Source organism: Agathobaculum butyriciproducens, from assembly GCA_003096535.1.
Taxonomy (GTDB): Bacteria; Bacillota; Clostridia; order Oscillospirales; family Butyricicoccaceae; genus Agathobaculum; species Agathobaculum butyriciproducens.
In genome coordinates this window covers 40,928-63,268 of the sequence record QEKJ01000013.1, presented here as the reverse complement: position 1 = coordinate 63,268, position 22,341 = coordinate 40,928, and the positions used below count along the sequence as shown (strand labels likewise).

Annotated in this window: 15 protein-coding genes; 5 read left to right on the top strand and 10 right to left on the bottom strand. The window is 56.3% G+C overall.

Annotated elements, in window-relative coordinates:
- Positions 1–90: 90 nt before the first annotated feature.
- From C7386_RS09715 to C7386_RS09675, 9 genes are all read right to left on the bottom strand, one after another.
- The gene (locus C7386_RS09715; RefSeq protein ID WP_116705411.1) at positions 91–477 is read right to left on the bottom strand and encodes a hypothetical protein; all 387 of its coding nucleotides are present in this window, start codon (positions 475–477) and stop codon (positions 91–93) included.
- A gap of 19 nt (positions 478–496) precedes the next feature.
- Complete coding sequence (recO, locus tag C7386_RS09710) at positions 497–1,252, bottom strand: DNA repair protein RecO (protein ID WP_116705410.1); 756 nt, start codon at positions 1,250–1,252, stop codon at positions 497–499.
- Positions 1,253–2,149: a GTPase Era gene (gene era / locus C7386_RS09705; RefSeq protein ID WP_110436323.1), complete on the bottom strand. Its 897-nt coding sequence runs from the start codon at positions 2,147–2,149 to the stop codon at positions 1,253–1,255.
- Between the two features lie 167 nt (positions 2,150–2,316).
- Positions 2,317–2,784 (bottom strand): diacylglycerol kinase family protein, encoded by a 468-nt coding sequence (locus C7386_RS09700; RefSeq protein WP_110436322.1) that lies wholly within the window; start codon positions 2,782–2,784, stop codon positions 2,317–2,319.
- A gap of 3 nt (positions 2,785–2,787) precedes the next feature.
- Positions 2,788–3,279 (bottom strand): rRNA maturation RNase YbeY, encoded by a 492-nt coding sequence (gene ybeY, locus C7386_RS09695; protein WP_116705409.1) that lies wholly within the window; start codon positions 3,277–3,279, stop codon positions 2,788–2,790.
- Positions 3,279–4,286 (bottom strand): PhoH family protein, encoded by a 1,008-nt coding sequence (locus tag C7386_RS09690; RefSeq protein ID WP_110436320.1) that lies wholly within the window; start codon positions 4,284–4,286, stop codon positions 3,279–3,281. The genes ybeY and C7386_RS09690 overlap by 1 nt, the downstream gene beginning before the upstream one ends.
- A gap of 402 nt (positions 4,287–4,688) precedes the next feature.
- A complete protein-coding gene (locus tag C7386_RS09685; RefSeq protein ID WP_116705408.1) occupies positions 4,689–5,111 on the bottom strand; it encodes a hypothetical protein in 423 nt (140 codons plus the stop codon).
- A 20-nt stretch (positions 5,112–5,131) separates the two neighbouring features.
- On the bottom strand, positions 5,132–6,355 hold the full coding sequence (locus C7386_RS09680; protein WP_116705407.1) for a sporulation protein YqfD: 1,224 nt from the start codon (positions 6,353–6,355) through the stop codon (positions 5,132–5,134).
- A 16-nt stretch (positions 6,356–6,371) separates the two neighbouring features.
- On the bottom strand, positions 6,372–6,632 hold the full coding sequence (locus C7386_RS09675) for a YabP/YqfC family sporulation protein (protein ID WP_116705406.1): 261 nt from the start codon (positions 6,630–6,632) through the stop codon (positions 6,372–6,374).
- 375 nt (positions 6,633–7,007) lie between these two features.
- On the opposite strand from C7386_RS09675, the gene C7386_RS09670 reads away from it, so the two are divergent.
- The 5 genes from C7386_RS09670 to C7386_RS09650 all read left to right on the top strand — a co-directional run bounded on the left by C7386_RS09670 (position 7,008) and on the right by C7386_RS09650 (position 11,665).
- Complete coding sequence (locus C7386_RS09670) at positions 7,008–8,030, top strand: sporulation protein (RefSeq protein ID WP_116705405.1); 1,023 nt, start codon at positions 7,008–7,010, stop codon at positions 8,028–8,030.
- Between the two features lie 91 nt (positions 8,031–8,121).
- The gene (locus C7386_RS09665; protein ID WP_110436314.1) at positions 8,122–8,364 is read left to right on the top strand and encodes a hypothetical protein; all 243 of its coding nucleotides are present in this window, start codon (positions 8,122–8,124) and stop codon (positions 8,362–8,364) included.
- Positions 8,351–9,895 (top strand): D-alanyl-D-alanine carboxypeptidase family protein, encoded by a 1,545-nt coding sequence (locus C7386_RS09660; protein ID WP_116705404.1) that lies wholly within the window; start codon positions 8,351–8,353, stop codon positions 9,893–9,895. The genes C7386_RS09665 and C7386_RS09660 overlap by 14 nt, the downstream gene beginning before the upstream one ends.
- Positions 9,896–10,001: 106 nt before the next feature.
- The gene (locus C7386_RS09655; RefSeq protein WP_165815527.1) at positions 10,002–10,742 is read left to right on the top strand and encodes a phosphatase; all 741 of its coding nucleotides are present in this window, start codon (positions 10,002–10,004) and stop codon (positions 10,740–10,742) included.
- Positions 10,739–11,665, top strand: coding sequence for an ROK family protein (locus C7386_RS09650; RefSeq protein WP_165815526.1), 927 nt, complete (start codon positions 10,739–10,741; stop codon positions 11,663–11,665). The genes C7386_RS09655 and C7386_RS09650 overlap by 4 nt, the downstream gene beginning before the upstream one ends.
- A gap of 536 nt (positions 11,666–12,201) precedes the next feature.
- Here C7386_RS09650 and C7386_RS09645 read toward each other — a convergent pair.
- The gene (locus tag C7386_RS09645) at positions 12,202–22,236 is read right to left on the bottom strand and encodes an S-layer homology domain-containing protein (RefSeq protein WP_110436310.1); all 10,035 of its coding nucleotides are present in this window, start codon (positions 22,234–22,236) and stop codon (positions 12,202–12,204) included.
- Positions 22,237–22,341 lie beyond the last annotated feature (105 nt).

Below are 22,341 nucleotides of genomic sequence, written 5' to 3'. Positions count from 1 at the left end.
GAATTATTTCAACCTATTGCGCAGAGTTTCGTTGATGGATTACCAATATACATTCACATACCCACGCAACCCTACGACATTTCTATACGTTTACCCCATCCAAACCAGTACCGCCATGACCGCCAGCGACACGATGACAAGCACCATATTCCCGCGCCAGATGCGCAGCAGCGCCGCACCGGTCTCGCCGCTTTCCTCGGCGGTGTACTGCCACTGTTCTCTCCGACCGGGGTTCCAGAACCAGATAAAGCCGAACTCGGCGGCAATGCGCTGATAGTCCTCATTCGGCAGATTGGCCTTGCAGTCGTTCAGGAAGCACCGTCCCAGCCACAGCATATATCCGATGGCGCACAGTACACCAAGCGGCAGCACGAGCATCTTTGCGCTCGGTATGAGCCAGTACAAGGCGATTGCACAGACGTCTGTAAGAATCAGATTTCTCGTTACCTTCCACATGGAAACCGTTTTGTGCGTCATAGGATGCTCCTTTCTGCTGTTACTTCATCGGCATCTGCAGCGACCGATAAAACTGCAGACTCTCAAACCCGCGTCCGAGGTGATACTTCACATACTCCTCGGCCATGCCGCAGAACTGCTCTCTTGCCGGTCCGCTGAGCGCGAACGCGTAGACCTTATTCGGCTCGGCTGTCAGCACATGAAGCATCGCCCGCAGGGTACTGTCCACAAGCTGTGTGTAACCGCCGACACGCTTCGCGCACTTTGCGTCCGCGGCTGTGCCTGCCCGAACGGAAAAGCACACCGGCGGGTTCTCTATCAGCTCGCCGCATACGCCGCACGAGGTTAAATCCGGCGCATAGCCGCTCTCAGCCATAATACGCCACTCGAACGCCGCCTTGACAAGCTCGGGGGCGCGTTTGCCGCCCTCGAGCGCATACAGCGCGTACAGCAGCAGACGGCACAAGGCCGGATTGTCGAAATCCGGCACGGTCAGGGCGGTCGTCAGCTCATTTAGGTAGCACGACAGCGCGTACTTCTCAATATCGCCTGCCAGCGCGAAAAACGAGTGTACCAGGTCGGCGTCCCGCAGGGTGTACCTGCCGCCGCGGTCCGACAGAATGAACTCCGAGTAGCACAACTGCCGTGCCGCCGGATTTTGCTTTTTTCCGCGCCGCGCGTTCTTGCACAGGATTTCAATCCTGCGGCCGTCCTCGGTCAATGCAGTCAGATAGCGGTCAAAGTCACCGAAATCCACCTCGCGCAGACCGAGTGCCCGCAGCTTGACCTCGGCCATTTACTGATCCTCGTAGCCAAAGTTGCGCATCTGGTACTGGTTGTTGCGCCAGCCCTCCTTGACCTTGACCCACAGCTCAAGGAATACCTTGGCATCCAGCATGCGCTCGATGTCCGCGCGCGCCTGCTGGCCGATTTCTTTCAGCATCGCGCCGCGCTTGCCGATAATAATGCCCTTGTGGCTGGCCTTCTCGCAGTAGATAACCGCGTTAATCTCCACCAGACCGTCCTCACGCTCGTTCCAACGCTCAATGCCGACGGCTACACCGTGCGGAACCTCGCGGTCGAGCAGGCGCAGCATCTTCTCGCGGATGATCTCGGCGACAAGCTGACGCTCCGGCTGATCGGATACCATGTCCTCCGGGAACAGCTGCGGGCCTTCGATGGCGTATTTGTCGATTTCGGTGAGCAGCTCCTCTACGCCCTCGCCGGTGCGTGCCGAGATAGGCACAACCGCATCGAACTCATGCACCGCCGCGTAGGTCGCAATGACAGCGAGCAGCTCCTCCTTCTTGACGGTGTCGATCTTATTGATGACGAGGATTGCCGGCATGTGATGCTGCTTGATCTGAGCGATCAGGCTTTCCTCAGCAGGACCGATGTTCGGGATCGGCTCTACCACCAGAACGGCAACGTCCACCTCGGAAACCGTGTCCGTCACCACCTTGCACATGTAGTCGCCCAGACGGGAGCGCGGCTTGTGCAGACCCGGGGTGTCCAGCAGAACATACTGCGTTTCACCGCGGCTGAGTACGCCCGTAATGCGCGTGCGCGTCGTCTGCGGCTTGCTGGATACGATGGCCACCTTCTGACCGACCAGCTTGTTTGTCAGCGTGGATTTGCCCACGTTCGGCCGTCCTACAACGGATACGACCGCAGTTTTTGTAATTTTGCTCATTTATTTATCTCCAGTACAGTAATTGAGAATTGAGAATGGAAAATTGAAAATGTCGCTATCCTTGCGCGAGTTCCGTCCGCGCTGCGACGAGCTATTCTTGCGCGAGTTCCGTCCGCGCTGCGACGAGCTATCCTTGCGCGAATTCTCCATTTTCCCATTCTCCATTATTATTGAATTCTTCCAAAATGAAAAACGAACCAAACCGCAAACGGCACGGTGACCACAACCGCCATGCCGAGCCACAGCCTGTACCACAAAAATTTGATGGCTGCCGCAAGCACGCCGTTTCCGATAAAGATGCACGCGCCGACCGCGACGCACGCTGCCGCGCACACAAACACACCTGCCGCCGCGATATCCTTCGCGTTGCGTACCATGCCGTCATACCCGCTCGCCTGCTTGTCGCACAGGCGCTCGATGGCGGTATTCAGCAGTTCCGCGCCCATGGTAAGGCCGAAGCAGATACACAGGATGGCCGCTTCGGTCATGCTCACGCCGCCGAACACGCCGAACAGGATGACGTAGAACGCCGCCGTCATGTGCACGCGGAAGTTGCGCTCGTCATGGATGCACAGCCGCAGGCCGCGGAAAGCGTGCAGAAAGCTCTCGCTCAGTTTTCGGATATTCTTTTTCATGGCTCAGTCCCGCGTCAGGCCGAGGAACGCAAGGTTGTCCTCTTCCTTGCTGCGCATCAGGCGAGTGTCCTCGTCATTGCGCTCGTGGTCGTAGCCGAGCAGGTGCAGCACGGAATGCGTGGTCAGGTAGCCGCACTCTCTTGCAGGCGAGTGCCCGAACTGCTCCGCCTGCTCGCAGGCGCGCGTGTAGCACAGGATCATATCACCGAGCATGACACAGCCGGAGTCCGGTTCGGCCTCCAGCTCCTCCTGCGGCTCGCCGTTGAGAAACTCGTACATCGGGAACGAGAGAACGTCTGTCACGGCATCCTTATTCCGGTACTCGGCGTTCATCTCGCGGATGGCGTCGGCATCGACAACGGTAACGTCGATTTCCGCGTCAAAGTCCACCTGCTCGCTCGTCAGCACGCGCTCGGCGCAGGTGCGAATGAGCTCACGCACGCTGTTTTCGTCCGCTACCTCGGTTTCAAAGCCGATATTGATCTGATGGTTCATCATTTTCCCTCCTTGCGGCGGGTCGGAAGGCGTTTGCCGGCCGGTTTCGCGGCAGGCTTGCCCTTACCCTTTTTGTTTTCGTACTCTGCATATGCCTTGACGATGCGCTGCACCAGCTCATGGCGCACAACGTCCTTTTCGGTCAGGAAGCACTGGGCGATGCCCTCTACGCCGTCCAGCACGCGCAGCGCTTCGCGCAGACCGGACTGCTTGCCGTCCGGCAGGTCGATCTGGGTAATATCGCCCGTAATGACTGCCTTGGAGCCGAAGCCCAGTCGGGTGAGGAACATTTTCATCTGCTCGGGCGTGGTATTCTGCGCCTCATCGAGAATGATGAAGCTGTCGTCAAGCGTGCGTCCGCGCATGTACGCAAGCGGGGCAACCTCGATGGAGCCGCGCTCCTGATACTTGGTGAAGTTTTCCGCGCCGAGCATATCGAACAGACCGTCATACAGCGGGCGCAGATACGGGTCTACCTTGCTCTGCAGGTCGCCGGGCAGAAAGCCGAGCTTTTCGCCCGCCTCGACCGCCGGGCGGGTCAGGATGATACGAGACACCTGCTTGTCCCGAAAGGCCGCAACAGCCGCCGCAACGGCGAGATAGGTCTTGCCGGTACCGGCAGGGCCAACGCCCATAACGATGGTGTTCTTGCGGATAGCCTCCATGTATTTTTTCTGACCGAGCGTTTTCGCCTTGACCGGCTTGCCCTTGGCCGTGATGCACAGCACATCGCGGCTCATCGTGTGAACCTCGCTTTCGCGGCCGTCCTTGGCAAGCCCGATAACGTACTGCACGGTCTGCGTGCCGATGGATTCTCCGCGGCCTGCCATGGCCAGCAGCGCCGTAATCGCGCGTGCCGCGATGGACACGCCTTCGTCCTCGCCGGTGATCTTCAGCTCGGTTCCGCGGCTGATGACCGAGACGTTCAGTTCCCGCTCGATCTGCTTGATGTTTTCGTCAAATGCACCGAATACTGCCATCAGCAGTTCGGTCTGCTCGATTTGCATTACCTGTTCTATGGTTACACCCTCTTATGTTTAATTAGTAATTAGAGTTAGGAATTAAATGTTAGTTTTCATCCGTGCAAGGCAGGAGGCAGGCGTTTTCCCTGTCGTTACCTGCTCTCCTGCGGATAGTGTTTATCTATCAAATAAACTGTATGCAAGTGTATGTATCTGTTGCAATAACTCGTTCAACATACAGTTGCATACGGTTACATACAGTTAATTTTCATATATCTGCACTTATCTGCAGCAATACATGATGTTTTACCGTAGGGGGCGGCAAGGTGAATTGCGGCAACGCCCCAAGAGAAGGTGCCCTGGGGTACGACTCGGCGCACCGTTGTAAACAATCTGCACATTGCCTAATCGTAGGGGGCGAACATTGTTCGCCCACACAACGTAAAATCATACGTTTTTCCAATTGTGAATCCAGTTTCCAACCGCGACAATCAGCCACACCACCGAAACCGCCGTCGGCAGAAACATTGCGGCAGCTGTGGACGTCATAAAATTCGTCACACCGAAAAGCGGCACAAGGAACACACTAAACGGCAGCAGCATCGAATTTGCCGGAAGAATATCCGCCGTCATAAGCAAACCGGATGCCGCTCCAATCGAAATCAGAGCCGATACAATCGTCAGCAGACACATAGCGGTATTGCTTTTCCGCCATGCGTACAGCAGCAGCGATACCAGCACGATAAACACCGCGCTGACGCAGAATTTGCCTGCGCTCGCGGAACCGCCGTGAAACCAGTCCGAGCCGTTTACGACAAATGCTGCTGCGGTGCTCAGTCCTGTGAGAATCGTCGCGGGTTTACGGTTCATAGGCGTCTCCTTTTCTGTCTCTACGGCACTTGCTCCATCTCCGCATTTTCCTCCGGAACGGTACTGTCATCCACGGCCTCGGTGCCGATCTGCTCCTCGGCGTGGACGGTGAGGTACAGCACTGCCGCGCCGTTCTGCTCGGTGAGCGTTTCGCTGTGGCTCGTCACCATGCCGTCGATATCCGCGGCTGTCTCGCCCAGTGCGCGCGACAGCATAGCCACCCGCACGTCCTCGGCGGTGCGCGTCGTCGGCTCCCGCTCGTAGAATGTATACGTTTGTGTGACCAGCGCCACCGGCAGCACCACGCTGTCCGACAGCCAAAAATGTCTGGTCGTTATTATTTTATCACAAGTGCCCCCTGCAATTCCACTGCCAATATAGAAATTTAACCGTTTATTTCCCATCACCAGTGCATATTGATGACGAATTTTACCCGTATATCGCTTGCTCTGCTCGGTGAGCGGCCGCGCCGCCTGAACCGTATGCGTGGTGTACGCCTGCACGGTGCCGTGCGCATGCGCTGTGCGGTACTTTCCGCCTTCGCGTGTCGGCTCCACCAGGCCGCTGATGAGCGTATCACCGGTCTGCACGGCATCTCCTGCCTGCACCATTGGCTGTCCCTCGAGCGCACGCACCTGCGTTACCACGCCGTCCCGCGTGGCCACCACCTTGGTGACCGCGTGCTCGTCCAGTACCTCCGGCGGGTCGGTGCTGCCGTAGGCGACCACGGTCAGGCTGTTGCCCCGCAGATTGAGCGAAAAAAACGTGATATTCGGCTGCAGCTGCATCATCTTCCACCGTATCTGACGGGTGTTCAGGTCCTTGATGGGCATGCCGATATGCACCCCCATTTCGCTCAGCTGCTGCATGACAGCCGTTTCGTCTATCGCCGGTGCGATCTCGGTCTGTATCGCCCATACATGCGTGCCGAGCAGCCAGCACAGTGCCGCGGCGAATACGGCTCCGCCCCAGAGCGCCGTACGCGGACGCAGACGCGCCGCAAGGAACGGCAGACCGCGTTTCCGGAGAATATGCACGCGACATCCCGTGCGGCCCATGTGCCGCCTGAGCGTCCGGAAATCCCGGATGGACAGGGTTGCGTGCAGCTCATTCCATGCCGTGCGGTCCATCTGCCGCAGCGTGATACCCTGCGCCGCGCACAGGTTGAGAAACCGCGTCAGGCTTGCGCCTGTCACGCGCACGCGCACCTGCCCGCAAGCCAGCAGCCACAGCCGCCCGATCATTCGCGCTCCTCCTTCCTCACTCGGTCGTAATGTATTCCACCGACGAGATCACGCCGATCACCGCCAGTTCGTCCATGGAAAGCGCCGTCAGCTCCAGGTCTGCACCCAGAATGCGTACCTCGCACCCGCGGCATCTGACGCGCAGGATGCTGTCGTCGTATTCCTGTATGCCGCAGTGGTTCTCCACGATCACCCGGCTATCTCCGAGGATTTCCACACGCGGGCGGTTTGGGTGGAGGTCCTCCATGAGTTCGGCGTATAAGTTATCTTTTAGCATGTTGCGCCACCTTCATATCGCATTTTACCTTCTCCGCAGGGCGAGGCACTCCAGAGTGGCTTCTCTTGCGGCTTTGCCGCAATTCACCTTCTGCCCTCACCCCGCCGTGTAACTCATTTGCAGATGCGTAGCCGTAGGGGCGAACAGTGTTCGCCCGCAACGCGACCGGAGTCTGCGCAAGGAACGGCCAAAACCGCATGATTTCACGTTACGTGGGAGCACAATGTGCTCCCCTACGGGGTAGATTGTGCAGACCAGACAGATACGGCGGGGTGAGGGTGCCCCGCCCTACGGTATATCAGGTATAACGGTATATGTTATGTATAAACGTACTGAAACTTTCCTGCTTCTCATACACTGTTCCGAGGTGACGCTATGAAGCTGTTCTTATCGCTGGCTCTTTTTGCCGCGTTTTTGCTTTGCCCGACTGCCTGCGCGGATGGTGTCCGCGAGGGGCTTTCTTTAGCCGCAGTGCAGGCCTTACCGGCTTTATTTCCGTTTTTCGTTGTCAGCGGACTGCTTGTCCGCTGTGATACCGCGCGGCTGTCGCCGCTGCTGGCAAAGCCGCTTGCCCGCTTATACGGCCTGCCGCCCGAGGCTGCGCCTGCACTGGTGCTCGGACTCATCGGCGGGTATCCGGTCGGCGCCACGACCGCATGTGCGCTGCTCTCCGAGGGTGTGCTTTCCCGCGAAGCGGCAGAGCGCGTGAACCGGTTCTGCAACTGCGCCAGTCCGGGCTTCTGCATCGGACTGGTTGGTCTCGGCGTGTTCGGCTCCGCGCAGGCAGGCGCGATGCTATACGGGATACATATCGTTTCGGCACTGATCGTCGGATTGTTTTCCGCGCGTACCCCATTATCTGCCGTGTCGCAGCGTATCCATAACCGGAACCGCACCTCATTCCCCTCGATTTTCTGCGCGTCCGTACAGCAGGCAGCGTCCACGGCGCTGACCGTGACGGCATTTCTGACCATGTTTTCCATCCTGCTGCGGCTGCTTTCGCCGGTTTTTGCACTTTTGCCGTACGGAAACGTACTGGACGGCATGATCGAGCTGACTAACGGCTTAGACGAGCTGACGGTGCTGACGCTGCCGCGCAGGACACGGCTGACGCTTGCGTCCTTCCTGCTGGGATTTGGCGGACTGGCTGTGCAGTTTCAGGTGCGCGCCCTCGCGGAAGCACACGATTTGCCGGTGCGCGGCCTGTTTGCCGCAAAGCTGCTGCACGGTACGCTCGCAGCTGTGCTGACGGCTTTCCTGTTTTCCCTCTCGCCTGCCGTGCTGACGGTTTCCTCACCGGAGCTGACACCGATATCGGTACGGTTCCGGTATACGCTTGCTGTGCTGTTCGTTTCCGCTTTGTATCCAATTTGGGGGTGGAAAAAGCGCAGGAAATGATATATAATATTTATATATGTCTTGTGTCCGCCGATACTGATCCTGTCGGACACTTTTTCACCTGATTTTATCACGACTGGAGTGACCACGCATGAGGCTCAAAAAGCTGCTGCGAAAAAATATAGAACCGCGCTGCACCTACTGCGCGCACGGCTCTCCGCTGGCGGACGGCGAACGCATTGCCTGCCGCAAACGCGGTGTGGTAAACGGCACCGATCACTGCCGTTCTTTCCGCTACGATCCGCTGCGGCGCACACCGCCCAAGCCGGCGGTTCTGCGCGGGCACTTCACCGATGCCGATTTTTCTTTAGGAGATACCGATGAAGAGCAATAATTTCAAAAACCGTCTTACCGCACTGGCGCTGTGCTTTACACTGCTGCTTGGTGCGGCGCCGATCACCCGCGCTTATGCCGTGAATGACGAGAGTGATACCTCATCGAGCCAGTCGGATTCCGACAGCACGGACACCTCGTCCACCGATTCCGACAGCACGGACACCTCGTCCATCGATTCGGGCAGCACAGATTCTGCCGACAGCAAGGATTCCAAGGACGCGACCGCCGACAACGACAAGGACGTTATCGCAGCGGCAAGCGAAGCGCCTGCCGTAACGGCTACCGCCGCCCTGCTCATCAGCCCGGATTCCGACATGGTGCTGTATGAGAAAAATGCGGACGAAAAGCGGTATCCGGCGTCCACGACCAAAATTATGACCGCGCTGCTGACGCTTGAGAATGTCAAGGATCTGAACGAGACCGTCACAGCCGAACAGGGCGACTTCGCCAAGGTTACATCGGACAGCTCGAACGCAGACATCAAGGTCGGTGAGACCGTGCGCGTCATCGACCTGCTGTATGCGCTTATGCTGCCCTCCGCAAACGAGGCGGCGTACATGCTCGCGCGCCATGTCGGCGGCACGAGCGAGCACTTTGTGGACATGATGAACACCCGCGCCGAGGAGCTTGGCTGCACCGGAACGCATTTCTGCAACCCGTGCGGCCTGCACGAAGAAGACCACTACACCACCGCCCGTGATCTGTACCTCATTGCCCGCGAGGCCATGAAGAACGACACGTTCACCAACATTATCGACACCGTGCAGTACCGTATGCCCAAGACCAACATGCACGAGGAACGCATCATCTTCACCACCAACCAGCTCATCTTCAGCTCGTTCAATCCGTGGTCGTACCCGTACAACAAGGGCATCAAAACCGGACATACCTCGCAGGCGGGCAACTGCTTTGTCGGCTACGCGGAGTACGGCGATGCCAAGCTGTATTCGGTCGTGCTCGGCAGTGCCGCCTCGTCCAAGGAGTACCCGACGGTAGCGGCCAGCTTCACGGATACCAAATCGCTGTATCAGTGGGGCTTCACCCACTTTAAGACCAAGACCGTTGCGAAAAAGGGCGACACGCTCGCCCATGTAAAGGTGGATCTGTCCACGCAGACCGATCAGCTGGTGCTGACCGCAAAAAACGATCTGGTAGCGCTGCTCCCTGCCGATGTAGAGACCGATTCGCTGGAAGCGACACCCAATCTGCCGGAAGCCGTTGATGCGCCCATCAAGGCCGGTGATGTGGTCGGCAGCATGACATACAGCTACAACGGCACGTCCTACGGCACGGTCGAACTGGTCGCGCTCAGCGATGTGGAAATGAGCCGCGTACTCTATTACTCGGACAAGCTGAGCCATTTCTTCCAGAGCACCGTGTTCAAAATCGTGCTGATCGCAGCCGCAATCTTCATCGTGCTGTACATTCTGTTCAACATCACATTCGGCGGAATCCGGCGCCGCCGTCGCCGCAAGGCGATGCGCAAGCGCTACGATAACGATGATTATCCGCGCAGACACCGCCGATAAACAATCGCATACCGGCGGTTCAGCGAACTGCAAATACAGAGGCGGACCCATGTGTCCGCCTTTCATCTTACCCCCAAAAATCATACGTCAAAAGGAGCCTTTTCCCATGCAAATCATCGCAGACCTGCATACCCACACCAGTGTAACCGACCACGCGTTCAGCACGCTCACCGAAATGGTGCAGGCGGCCGAGGACCGCGGTCTTGCGGCTATCGCCATCACCAACCACGGCCCCACCAATCCGGACGGCCCGCACGAGTGGCATTTCTCCAACCTGGACCTTATCCCGCGCAAGATTGGCAAGGTAACGGTCATTCGCGGCATTGAATTCGACATCACTGCTCCGGCAGGCGGCATCAACGTCATTTCCAACAAGAGTCTCAAGCCCGTTGAGTTTGCGCTCGCATCCTTCCACGAGTGCATGTTCCCGCCGGTGGACAGCAGCGTGCACACGGCGGCGCTCGAGGCCATCCTGTACAACCCGTATGTCAACGCGTTCGGCCACCTCGGCAACTCCAACTTCCCGTTCGACCACGAGTACATCATCAGCCGCTGCAACGACCACGGCAAGATTGTAGAAATTAACAACGCATCTCTGTCCATCCGTAAGGGCAGCCATGACAACTGCATGGACATCGCCCGCCTGTGCATGAAGTATGAGGTGCCTATCTCGGTGGACAGCGACAGCCATATCTGCTACCGCGTCGGTCATGTGGAGGGCGCACTGGAAATGCTCGAGGAAATTGGTTTCCCGGAGGAGCTGATCATCAACAGCAGTGTGGAGCGGCTGAACAACTATTTCAAGGGCCGCGGCCTGCATCTGTTCGACGAGGAGGATTTGCTGTGAGAATCGGTATTGATCTGGGCGGCACGACCGTCAAGGCGGCGCTCTGCACCGAGGACGGCACGCTGCTGTGCAAGGACAGCCTTCCGACCCGGACCGGCAACGCAGCCGGCCTGAAAGCAGATATGAAAACGCTGGCGCTCTCGCTGTGCAAGGCGCACAGCTGTGCGGTAGAGGACGTAACGGCGATCGGCATCGGCGTGCCCGGCTCGTTTGACAAGAAAACCTGCACCCTGCGGTTCGGCACCAATCTGGGTCTGAATAACGTCAGCTTTGCGGATGCGTTTTTGCCTGAGTTCGGCTGTCCGGTGCATCTGGATAACGACGCGAACTGCGCCGCGCTCGGCGAAGCGACTGCCGGTGCGGCCAAGGGCACGCGCAACATGCTGATGGTAACGCTCGGCACCGGCGTTGGCGGCGGCATTATCATTAACGGCCAGCTGTACACCGGCTGCAACGGCATTGCCGGTGAGATCGGGCACATGGTGATCCGAAAAGACGGCGAGCCGTGCAACTGCGGACGGCACGGCTGTCTGGAGGCGTACTGCTCGGCGGCTTCGCTCGTGCGGTTTGCCGAGCGTGCGCTCGAGGACGGACGAAAGAGCGTGCTTGCCGTACACAAGGGTCAGCTGAACGCCAAGCAGATCTGCGATGCAGTAGACACAGGTGACGCGCTCGCGCAGGAGCTGTTCGACGAATACTGCGGCAATCTGGCGAACGGTCTGGCAAGTTTTGTGAATCTGTTCCAGCCGGAGAGTATCGTGCTCGGCGGCGGACTGGCGGGCTATGGCGAAAAGCTGCTCGAGCCGCTGCGCATGCTCACTTTCCCGCAGACCTTCCGCGGTGAGGACCGAAATACCGAGATCGTCTGTGCGTCGCTCGGCAATGACGCAGGTCTGGTGGGCGCAGCGATGCTTGCAGAGTAATCGCTTGCGAAGCGAACGAATCTTGCCTGCCCGGCAGGGGCACAAGAGGGTAGACACCAAGGTTTCCACCCTCTTGTGAATCACCCCTTTCCCTTTGGGATAGTCTAGCGAAAATCGGAGAGCGGCGACCGCTTCGAAAAGGAGAACGGCAGAGGATTTTTTCTTCCGTAGGGGAGCACAGTGTGCTCCCATTTCTCTACCTCTGCGCAGTGCCAGATACATTGCTTCTACACATACCAGCTACTCTTCGCAGGCGCAACATAACAGTGTTGCGCAACTCGTTTGCGCGTTGTTACGGACGGCATCTACGAATTGTATCTGATGTAAGACTATACCGTAGGGTGCGACGACTCGGCGCACCGTATCAAACAACCTGCACACGCGTAACCGTAGGGGCGGTCATTGGCCGCCCACGCAACAGAAAATCGTCACGTCAATTTTCCATTCTCCATTTTCCATTCTCCATTATTCAACCGCATAAAAAAGGGCTGACCCGTCGGGTCAGCCCTTTCTCTGTCCTGCTGTTTTGTCTGCCGTTACTTGATGATGTTTTCGCACCAGCGCTGCATGATCGCTGCGATCTCGGCACGGGTGGCGGTGCCGGTCGGTGCCAGACGGCCGCCATTCTTACCGTTCAGCACGCCTGCGCCGACTGCCCACTGCAGAGCCGGAATCGCGTACTCACTTGCCTGCTGAACATCCACATAGCTGAGAATATTGGTATTCTCACCCACGCTTACGTCGATACCCTTGCTCTGGGCGTAGCGATACAGGATCGCTGCCGCCTGCTCGCGGGTGACGGCTGCATTCGGTCGGAAGGTACCGTCTGCATAGCCGGTTACGACCTTACTGGACGCTGCCCAGCCGACTGCTTCGGCATACCATGCGTCAGCCTGCACATCCGAGAAGTTCGCTGCTGTGCCCTTCGGCTTGCCTTCCAGGTTATACAGGATCTGCACGAGCATACCGCGCGTCAGGTTGGCATTCGGTGCAAATGCACGGCTCGATACACCGTTCATCATTTTGTGCGTGAGCACATAATCAATGGACAGATGATACCACTTTGCAGTATCTACATCTGTAAACGGTGCGGACGGACAATCCTTGCCGCCATCGCACGGCTGGTCTGCGGTAGTCTTGAAGCCCACGCTGACCTTAGCCGCCGGCATCTTAAAGGTGTATTTGCCGCTGCCGAGATCGGTCAGGGCAACCGTCTTGCCGTTTACGTCCGTGACAGTCAGCGTACCTTCTCCGGCAACAGTCAGCGTTACGGTGTCGCCTGCGGCCGCCTTGGTCTTATCCGCCTTGACGGTATTCGCCAGTGCGGACGGGATCACGATGTCGTAGGTGGTCGGGGCAACGGCTCCGCCGCCGCCACCGCCGCCGCCCGACGTCGGCGCGGTATACTTCGTCCAGCTTACGCCGAACGGAGACAGGCTGGTTACATGGAACCGCAGACCATCGGTCTCCTTGGTGATATGGGTAAACTTCTCGATCTTGCCCTCGGAACCGGTCTTGGTCAGCATATGGACGATTTGGAAGGTATCCTTGCTGTCCGTACCGTTCGGATACGGCAGAACAACGTCTACACCGTCCGCCGGGAAGTTGTTTTCGTTTACCGGAATCCACTTGCCGCTGTCATAGTATTTAAGCGCGATGTCGTAGAATGCCACGCCATCCTTCCTGCCGGTCAGTTCCGCTGCCAGCTTTGTCTGAATCTTTTCGACCGTATCCAGTTCCGGAATATTTTTGAATTTCTCCGGAACGGTCAGATCGCCGATGATTACCCGATGTGCTTCTACGCTCATATCCGGCACTGCCGTTACGTTCTTGATCGTGACGGTGTAGCTGCCGTTTGCGTTCTTCCTGGCTTCCACTGCGTCACAGCCATGCAGCGTTGCATGTTCGGCAAGTTTGCCGTTGATGCAGTCGTAGCCGTTGATGACCAGCTTGCTGATTACCGTGTAGTCACCTGCCAGACCGACTGTGAATGTCAGATCGCCGTTTTTGCGGATTTCAGTCTCCGGCTTGGTATCGTCCGGTGTACGCTTCACATCGGAGACCTTCCAGCCGATGCCGCCGGTCGGAATGGCGAAACCTTTGTAGGGAACGAACTTGACAGCTACATCGGTCTTGCCGGTCAGGCTCGGGATAACCAGCTCGTTAGAGATGTTATTCTGATCTACACCGTTTACCATCCACTGTGCGACCATCTGCTTGTTTCGTCCGTTTTCTACGGCAGGCGTTGCCGTGAATACGATCTTGCTGCCGCGGGTAACACTTGCCGGACTGTTCTTCTGCGGCGTAATGGCCTTGCCGTTTGCCGCTGCAGCAACCGTTGTGCCGGTATCTGCATCCTGAACATCCAGGGTTACATCGTAGTTGATCGCGCCGTCAAATACGGCCTTGACCGTCGTATCCCTGCGAATTTCCGTCAGTGCCAGCGTATTGCCGGATGCAGCCTGTGCAGCACCGCCGTTAACCGACCATTCCTTGAGATAGTAGCTATTGCTGCTCGGTACTGCGGTAACAGTCGTGCTGCCGCCGCGCTTGACGCTTGCCGGTTCTGCCGACGCCGTACCGCTGCCCTCGCTTGTTACCGTAATGGTGTATGTCGGGCGCTCAATCAGCGTTGCGGAAACCTCAGTCTTTGCGGTTACATTCTTGACCGTATAAGTGAGCGGTGCATCTGCCGTATCGGTCATCTCAGCGACTGTCGAGCCGTTCACCTGCCATGCCTGCACCATATCGTCCGTATTCTCCGGCGTTACGGTGAAGGTTACGTCCGAACCAGAGGAAACATAGCCGTCCGTTATTGTCTTGCCGTTTGCGGTGATGGCGATATTGCCGTTTCTGCCGTTCGGCACGGCGCTGACCGGAACCATTGCCTTGAAGGTGACTGCAACCGTGCTGTTTTCGGTTACGTTCAGGGTGTAGGTGCTGCCGCTGTTGGCAACCGAATGACCGTTTACCGTCCACTCGTCAATCTCATAACCCTTATCGGGTTCTGCGGTGAAGGCAACCTTAGTGCCGCCGTTGACCTGTGTGCCGGCTGCAACCGATGCACTCAGCGTGCCGCCCGCCGGCTGGCTATACGTTACTTCGTACTCTCCTGCGCTGAACTGTGCTTCAACATGATATGCCGTTACGTTCGGCTTCGTGAGACAGCCGTTCTCGACCGTCCACGTCAGCGTATTGCCGTTACCGGCAACTGCCTTGCCGTTGACCGTCCAGCCGGTCACATTCTGACCTGCTGGCGGTACTGCCGTAAAGGTGAGCGACTCGCCGCCGCGTGCGGTTGTGCTGTTCTGTCCGTTTACGGTGACGTTATCACCGGTGGTGATGTTGTACTCGACCTGCTGGAACCTCGGTGCAATGTAAATCGAGTTTGCACTGGTCGTGTTTGGATAGGTATAGGTTTCGCCTGTGCCTGCGCTGTCATCACGCACATTATTGACGTACCAGCCTTCGATTTCGTAACCAGGCTTTACCTCTGCCGTGAACTTGATCGGCACGCTTGCCGCAATATTCGCGCCGGTAGCCGCATCACCGAGGATAGACGTTTCATTCGCCTCTGCCGCGCTGATATAGCCGCCTTCGCTTGTTTCGTCCGTCGGACCGAAGGTAATGCCGGTCACCAGCTTGACAAAGCGAACCTGAACCGTCGTTTCACCCCGCAGATTGCTCAGCGTCTTGCTCACTGCGGTATCCGCCGTGGTCTGGCCGTTGATGGTCCAGTCCTGTACGCGGTAGCCTGCGTTCGGCACCGCCGTGATCGTGATATCCGAGTCGCGGTAGAAGCTGTGCGTGCCTGCTTCGAGGTTCTCCTGCTTGTATGCGCGCATGCCCTTGCGGGTGATTTCTGCGGAAACCGTGCCGCCGTCTCCCTCGTCACCGAGCGAATCAACGGACAGGGTGAAGTCGTACTGCGGGAGCGCCTTAGACGTTGCATGAACTTCTACATTGCTTTCGATAGAGCCACTCCGGGTATAAGTGGTGTTATCATTTTCTGCTCCGTTGACATTCGTCCAACCGGTAACGTTCCAGTTGTCAGTCTCGTAGCCATCATCCGGTGTTGCCGTAAATACGATATCGCCGCTGTACTTCTCGACATGATCGCCGGTGCTCAGCGTCTTGTTACCCTGCTTTGCCGTTACGGTGATGTGAGTGTCACCGCCAAAGGTTATCACCGGCTTCTCGGCAAAGATTACCTGAACCAAGGTATCCTTCGTAATCTGGATATCATCCTTCGCTACCTTGCCCGACTGATAAGCCTGCGCATTGTCGTAATCGAATGTCTGCGTTGCACCATCAGCCGTAACCATGATTTTCTGCACGAAATAACCGTCGTTTGGTGTTGCCGTGATTGCTGCCGTGCTGTTCATATTCACATGACCGTTTTCACCCTCAGCACCAGTCAATACAACATTCTGGATACCGCGTGTGCCAGCAACTTCGACTGTGCCGTTGACCGGCGCAGCCACCGTCACCTGCGGCTTCTCCGCGATATGTGCGATAACCTCAGTGGTCTTTTCCAGACTTGCGATGGAGGCCTTTGCCGAATCCTTTGCATCCGCTTCCGCACCAGTCCATTTAGAAACATAGTAATTCTCGTTTACCGCAGCAGCAAACTCAATCGTCGAATAATTGCCAACCGTACTGCCGCTGGTAATCGCATTGCCGTTTTTAATCTTTGCGGTAACGGAAGCAATGTCTGCGTTTATCAGGTCACCCTTTGCATCCACTGCCTTGAAGGTCAGCATTACCTCCTGCGCCGCATTGATCACAGCCGTAACCGTATGCGTTCCAGTGATATTGCGCAGCGTAAACTGCTTCTGCGTACCCGAATTTGCGGCTTCCTTACCATCCACCTTCCACGTCTTGACCGTGTAGTTGCTGCCCAGATTTTCCAGTGCAAACGTTACTGCCGCACCGTCCGGCACCGCATTCAGATCTGCCGCAGTGCCGTCTGCCAGCTTCGCCGAGGTCTGCACGGACGGCAAGGTGCTGCCGGTTTCCGACTCGATGTTGAAGGTGAGCCTATAGGTGCCTGCCTTGCTGAACTCTACCGCTACCTTGCGTTCCTTCTGCACATTTTCCAGTGTCAGCGTGGACTCACGGTACAAATCGGTCGTACCCGGCCAGTAATACGGCTTGTCGTCCACCACCCAGCGTGCTACCGACATACCGCTGTTCGGCGCAGCCGTGAACGTCACATTTGCGCCTTCCGCAATCTTCTGTCCGGTCGTGACTGCACCGCCGTCCTTCAGTGCTGCGGTCAGCTTACCGCCTTCGCCGCTGCTGAAGGTAATCGTGTGCGAATCACTGCTGAAGGCTACTTCTACGTCCAGCTTTTCTGTCAGCGCCGCTACCGTCAGTCGTTCGCCAACCTTTTTGCCGTTCGACAGAATCTCCGTCACCTTGTACTTTGGATTACCGGTAATGGACTGACCGTTGACCTTCCATTCCTTTACAAGGAAACCGTCGTTGCTCTTGGCATCAAACATCAGCCTGGTGTTCTTAGCGATGTTCTTACCGCTTTCAAACTTCTGGTCGAGGTTGCCGCTGTTGTAGCTTGCACTAAGCGAGCCGCCTTCACCGGCGCGATAGGTTACGCTCAGGGTGTCCTGCTTGACAACCAGCATGCGCTTGGTCAGATTCAGCTCGTACTTCTCGAGCAGCGACTTCACAGCCGCGTCCTCACCGTTGACCGCAATCGTTACCTCAAAGCGGCCGCTGACGTTCTTTCGATTGCCCTTGTCATCATACAGCGCACATACGGCTGTAATTGCCGACGGCAGGGAGTCACCTGTCTCCAGCGCATCCGCCTTGACCACCAATGCGCTCTTGCTGTCCGGTGCCTCTGTCGAAGTATGCTCGCTGTTATCCTTATCCCAGGTTACATACAGCTCCAACGGCTTGCGCTTTACCGTAATGGTCGTGGACGCCAGCTTGGTGCGCTTGGAAGTATCGCTGTAATTCTGGTATGCCGTGATGATATAGGTTCCCGCCTTCTCCGGTCGGAAAGTGCTGCCATTGATAGCCGTTTCCTTACTCTCGCTCTGACCGGACTGACGCCATGTGTAGGCGATATCTCCCGTAACCTCTGTTTTGCTGCCTGCGGTAACAGCGTTTCCGTTTTTCGTTACAGTCTGCTGCTGCACGGTCAGAGCAATCGGCGTACCGTATACGCTCGTAATCTTGTTTTCTTTGCCAACAGTGCTTTCAAGAGTGTAAACGGTCTCCGTTGTGCTGGTCTCGCCGTCCTCTACACTCTGCACGCCTGCCAGATAATATACCGTATCACTTGTCAAGCCGCCGGTCGCGGTGGTCGTGATGGCATACAGACCGGCTGTCGGTGCGGTCCACGTTTTGCTGTCCGTGCCGCTGCTGTCTGTTCTGCCGACAATCGTGCTGACCGTGCCGTCCGACGTGTTCGTAATCGTCAGCGTGTACTCCACATTGCCGAGTGCAGAGCCGTTCTTTTCCGCCTTTTCCGCCGTTTTCGTCGTCAGGGTCAGCGCCGTACCGGAACCAGGCGTAGATGTAGTAACCTTATTTTCAACTGTCGCTTGCTCGGTTACCAGTGTGAAGGAAGGCTCCTCATAATCGCCCAGCTTCGTCTGCTGTGTGCAGGTCAGCTCGGTCCGTTCATAGCTGTTCTCTGTCTTCTTCACCAGCTGATAATACTTGACAGTATAGGTGTCCTCTTCCGCACCGGCGCTACCACTGGTCGACTTAGCCATTGTACTGAGAATATAGCGGTCAAACGTGGTTTCGTTCTCCGTCACAGTATCCTTACCGTGAATCAGGTACTGCTCGCCGTTCCGGTACTTGCTTTCGTCGTATTCCGCGTCTGTCGGTACATTCGTTGCACTGTTCAACGTAAACGCTTTTGCTTTTGCTTTTTCGTTTTCGTTTTTGTCTATCACCACGGTTTCCGGCGTAATCGTGCTCAGCACTGCTGCGTCTGCATCACCGTTCTTCCACTGATAGGTGGTATTCATGGTGAGTTCCGAACCTGCGGTATACGTCTCGCCAGTCTTTGTTACGGCGTAGTATACGGTCGATACCGAACCGTCATCTTCCTTCTTTTCACCGATGCCGACATATTTTCCCTCTTGATTGTTTACCTTGTAAACATTCAGCGTCAAGTCGCCGACTTTTACGGTGCACGGAACGGTTGTCTCTACGGATTCTGTCGTGGTTTTAACCGTGTTGAAATTGCTCTGACCGATATACGGCTTCTCCTGAGTGCCGCTGCCCTCCAAAGTACCGGATACCGTCAAACCGGCGGTTGCCTGCGGTGTACCGACCGTCAGCGTTGCCGCATCACTGTAGAACGAAATCGGCGTTGCCGACTTGGTATAACACGTTACCACGCAGCGGTACATCGCACCATTCAGTTCGCTCGTTACCGACTTTACGGTATAGGTGTCCTGCGTAGCACCTTCAATATCCGTCCACTTTCTTCCCGGCAGACGCTTCTGCCACTGATAATCCGTGCTCGAAAATTCTGCCGGAGTCGAAGCCTGCACACGGAAAGTTGTCGAGCCGTTCAGCGGAACGGTTACTTTGTCCGGTCCATTGATAATCGGACGGCTCATCTCATTCGCCAGCGTCTTGCCGACAACGATCTCGCTTTCAACCGACTCTTCCTTACTGGTATAATATCCGGAAGTGATCGTATACTGATACTCTTCGTTCGACGCAAGATCCTTCAGCTGATACGCATATTCACCACTCGGTGATTCCGATGCGTCTACGGTGTCAATCAATACGAACGGCTTATTCTTATTGTTCTCAATGTAGCGGTAAATCTTGTAATACTCCGCCGGACGGTCGCCGGATTCCCACGACAGCACCATACTGTTGGTGGTCTGCTCACTCAGCGACAGATCCTGCGCCGGAGACGGCGGTGCCGTCACATTGCTGACAACATAGCCCAGTACCGGTACTTCATCGCCGTTGAACGGTACCGTCCATGTGCCGAAGCTCCAGTCAAAGTTATAGCGCGAATCGCCGCCGCCGGTAACAGAGCCCAGCTTGGTAATCTCCTCAGTGTTTACCTTTTCGGTTCCGGCGCTTGCTCCCCAGTGATAACCGCCGCCAGCCTTGAAGCCGCCAACTACACCATACATCTGCACCGAACCCTCATAGGTGTAATCAAAGGTTACGCCGCTGCTGGTTGCAGCCGTAAAACTCTGCAGCTGTGTACCCGAATCTTTGTAATGACCAACTTTACCGGATTGCTCCGAATGGGAACCGCTCGGCAGACTGGAACGATAAGTATTCGGCTGACCGGACGTGCCCAGATGCAGGTTGCTGCCAATCTGCTGCATACCCTCGTACGCCGAAGCAGCCTTATTATAAGTATCTACCGAAACCATGTTCATCGAAGGATTACCCGGAACCGCCAGCGTCATAGAACTGGTCAGCTTCGGCGAATTGCCCTTCTTTGTGCCATCCGGATACTTCACCTGATACTCGTAATATGTCATCGGTGTTGCATACATGAGCACCATATTGTCGTTCGTATCATTAGAATACTCGACCGTTATTTCCTTGCTTGTAGATTTTGTTGCACCAACAGTAAAGGTATGACTGGTATTAAATTCAACACCGCCGCCGGTCTCAATCAGCGGTGCAACATATTCAAAGCCCGCCATGATATCAAAACCAAACGAACCGGATGCCGTTACTGCTACAGTATTATCCTTACTGTATCCGATTCCGGTCTGCGAGTTTCCGATATCGCCGTCATTCACCTCCGCAAAGTGCGGCGACGCTTCCAGAATCGCCATTACCTTCGGATCGGTGTAGCCGGTGCTGACGCTTTGGATCTTCGCAAGCATGGCATCGTTGTTTACATCTGCCGTTGCAATCGCCAGATTGCAGTTGCTCTTGTCATAGTATGTCCAGTCATCCTCCCAGCGGCTGAACGTGCTGTCCGGCGTAACCGTTGTCTGACCGCCCGAGGTGCTCGTACTCGATTTTTTATAAAGCTGACCAATCTTCAAAAACTGCTTGTCGAAGGTCTCCTGCTTGCGGTACTCAACGTAGTATACCTGTTCCATGCCCTGCTTGTTGCCGTTAAAATTGCCGACGGCATAGTCCAGAATACCGCTGTTGTTGATTAGTCGGCCGCCCAGCCAGCGGTCATGGCCCTTATCCGAGCCGTCCAGGATAGACAGCTGCTGACTGCCGTTCACCGTGCCGACTTTATACATACTGCCGGAAATGAACAGATATTCCTGGGTGTTCACGCCGTCCGCCGCAACAGCCGCTACCGCGATCGGATTCTGCACATCGTCACCCTTGGTGCCGGTATTGGTAAAGCCGTTGGTGACAACTTCGGTGGCCTTGCATTTCTCTGTCCACGAATTATCCTTCGTGCTGTACTGATAGCTGTACGCCAGCAGCTTGCTCTTGTCGAAGTCGCAGTCCTGATAATTACCATTCTTATCGTAGTAGCCTACCGCAACAACTTCCGGCGGCATACTGCCGCTCGGCGCATTGCTGACATAACCGATGGTTACGCCTGCAAAGCGGGCGCGACCGCTTGCACCGTCATTGCTGTTCAGCAGCTTCTTGTTCATCATCTGCTTCCAGCTTTTATTGTTGTTGTAATCGTAAACCGTCAGATAGGATTTCTCGTAGTCGGTATGACCGTCATACGATTTCTCCTTCAGGTCATTGACGTTGACCGTCATTGCCAGCTCGTCGATACCGTCCATATCCACGTCGCCGACTTCCATATCAACGCTCAGATGCGCACGCAGCTCGTTATCGCCGTTGCCGTCGTGGTACAGCATGGCCTTCAGCGCGTCTCGGCCGCCGTCGATGACGTCACCGAGGTTGATCACGCGACCGTTGTCAGTCAGTGTGCTGCCGCTGAACGTATACTCCTTAATGCTGTCTACAGTAGCCGTATCCTTGTTATTGCCCGGCGTATAGATCATCAGCGTGTCCTTGCCGTCACCGTCAAAGTCGCCTGCGGCCAGACTCAGCATAGCGCGGGTCTGGTAGAATTTCAGTTTCTTGATGTATTCGGTGTCGTTACCATCTCCAATCTGGACAACATTCGATACTCTGCGGTCCTTGTTCGTCACATACAGACGAAGCCGTTCCGAACTTTTATCAAATACCAGATTCGCAATGTATTCATCCTTGCCGGTGCCGTTCGGATCAAACGCCACAGTCGCAATACGCTCGGCATTGCCGACCTCGGTCGAGTTGCTCCACCGGAATGTGGACATCTGACTGCCCTTGCCCTTGCCGTTGGCGGCGCCGTTGGCTGCGCCCTCGTATGTCGTCTGGAACTCATCCGAGTCCACACCGGCTACAACCAGCTCGTGGTTCTGGAACAGCGGAACCCATCCCAACGTGCCGTATGGGTTATTACGAAGTGTGGCTGCGTCTGTTATGCCCGTTTTTTCTTCCGTGGGCAGACCAAAGCCGTCTCTTTCTGCAGCAGTATCCGCTGCCGCCGCCTGCGGCAGCACGATCTGCGGCAGCAGACCCGCCAGCATACTGCATATCAGCAGCAAACTGCAAATTCGTTTTTTCATCTTTCTTCCTCCTTGCCTTATGAAATAAACGGTTTCCACGGCTTTCCCCTTGCTTTACCGCGGAGCACCGTCCGAGGATACAGGTATTTCACCGTACTTTCAGTA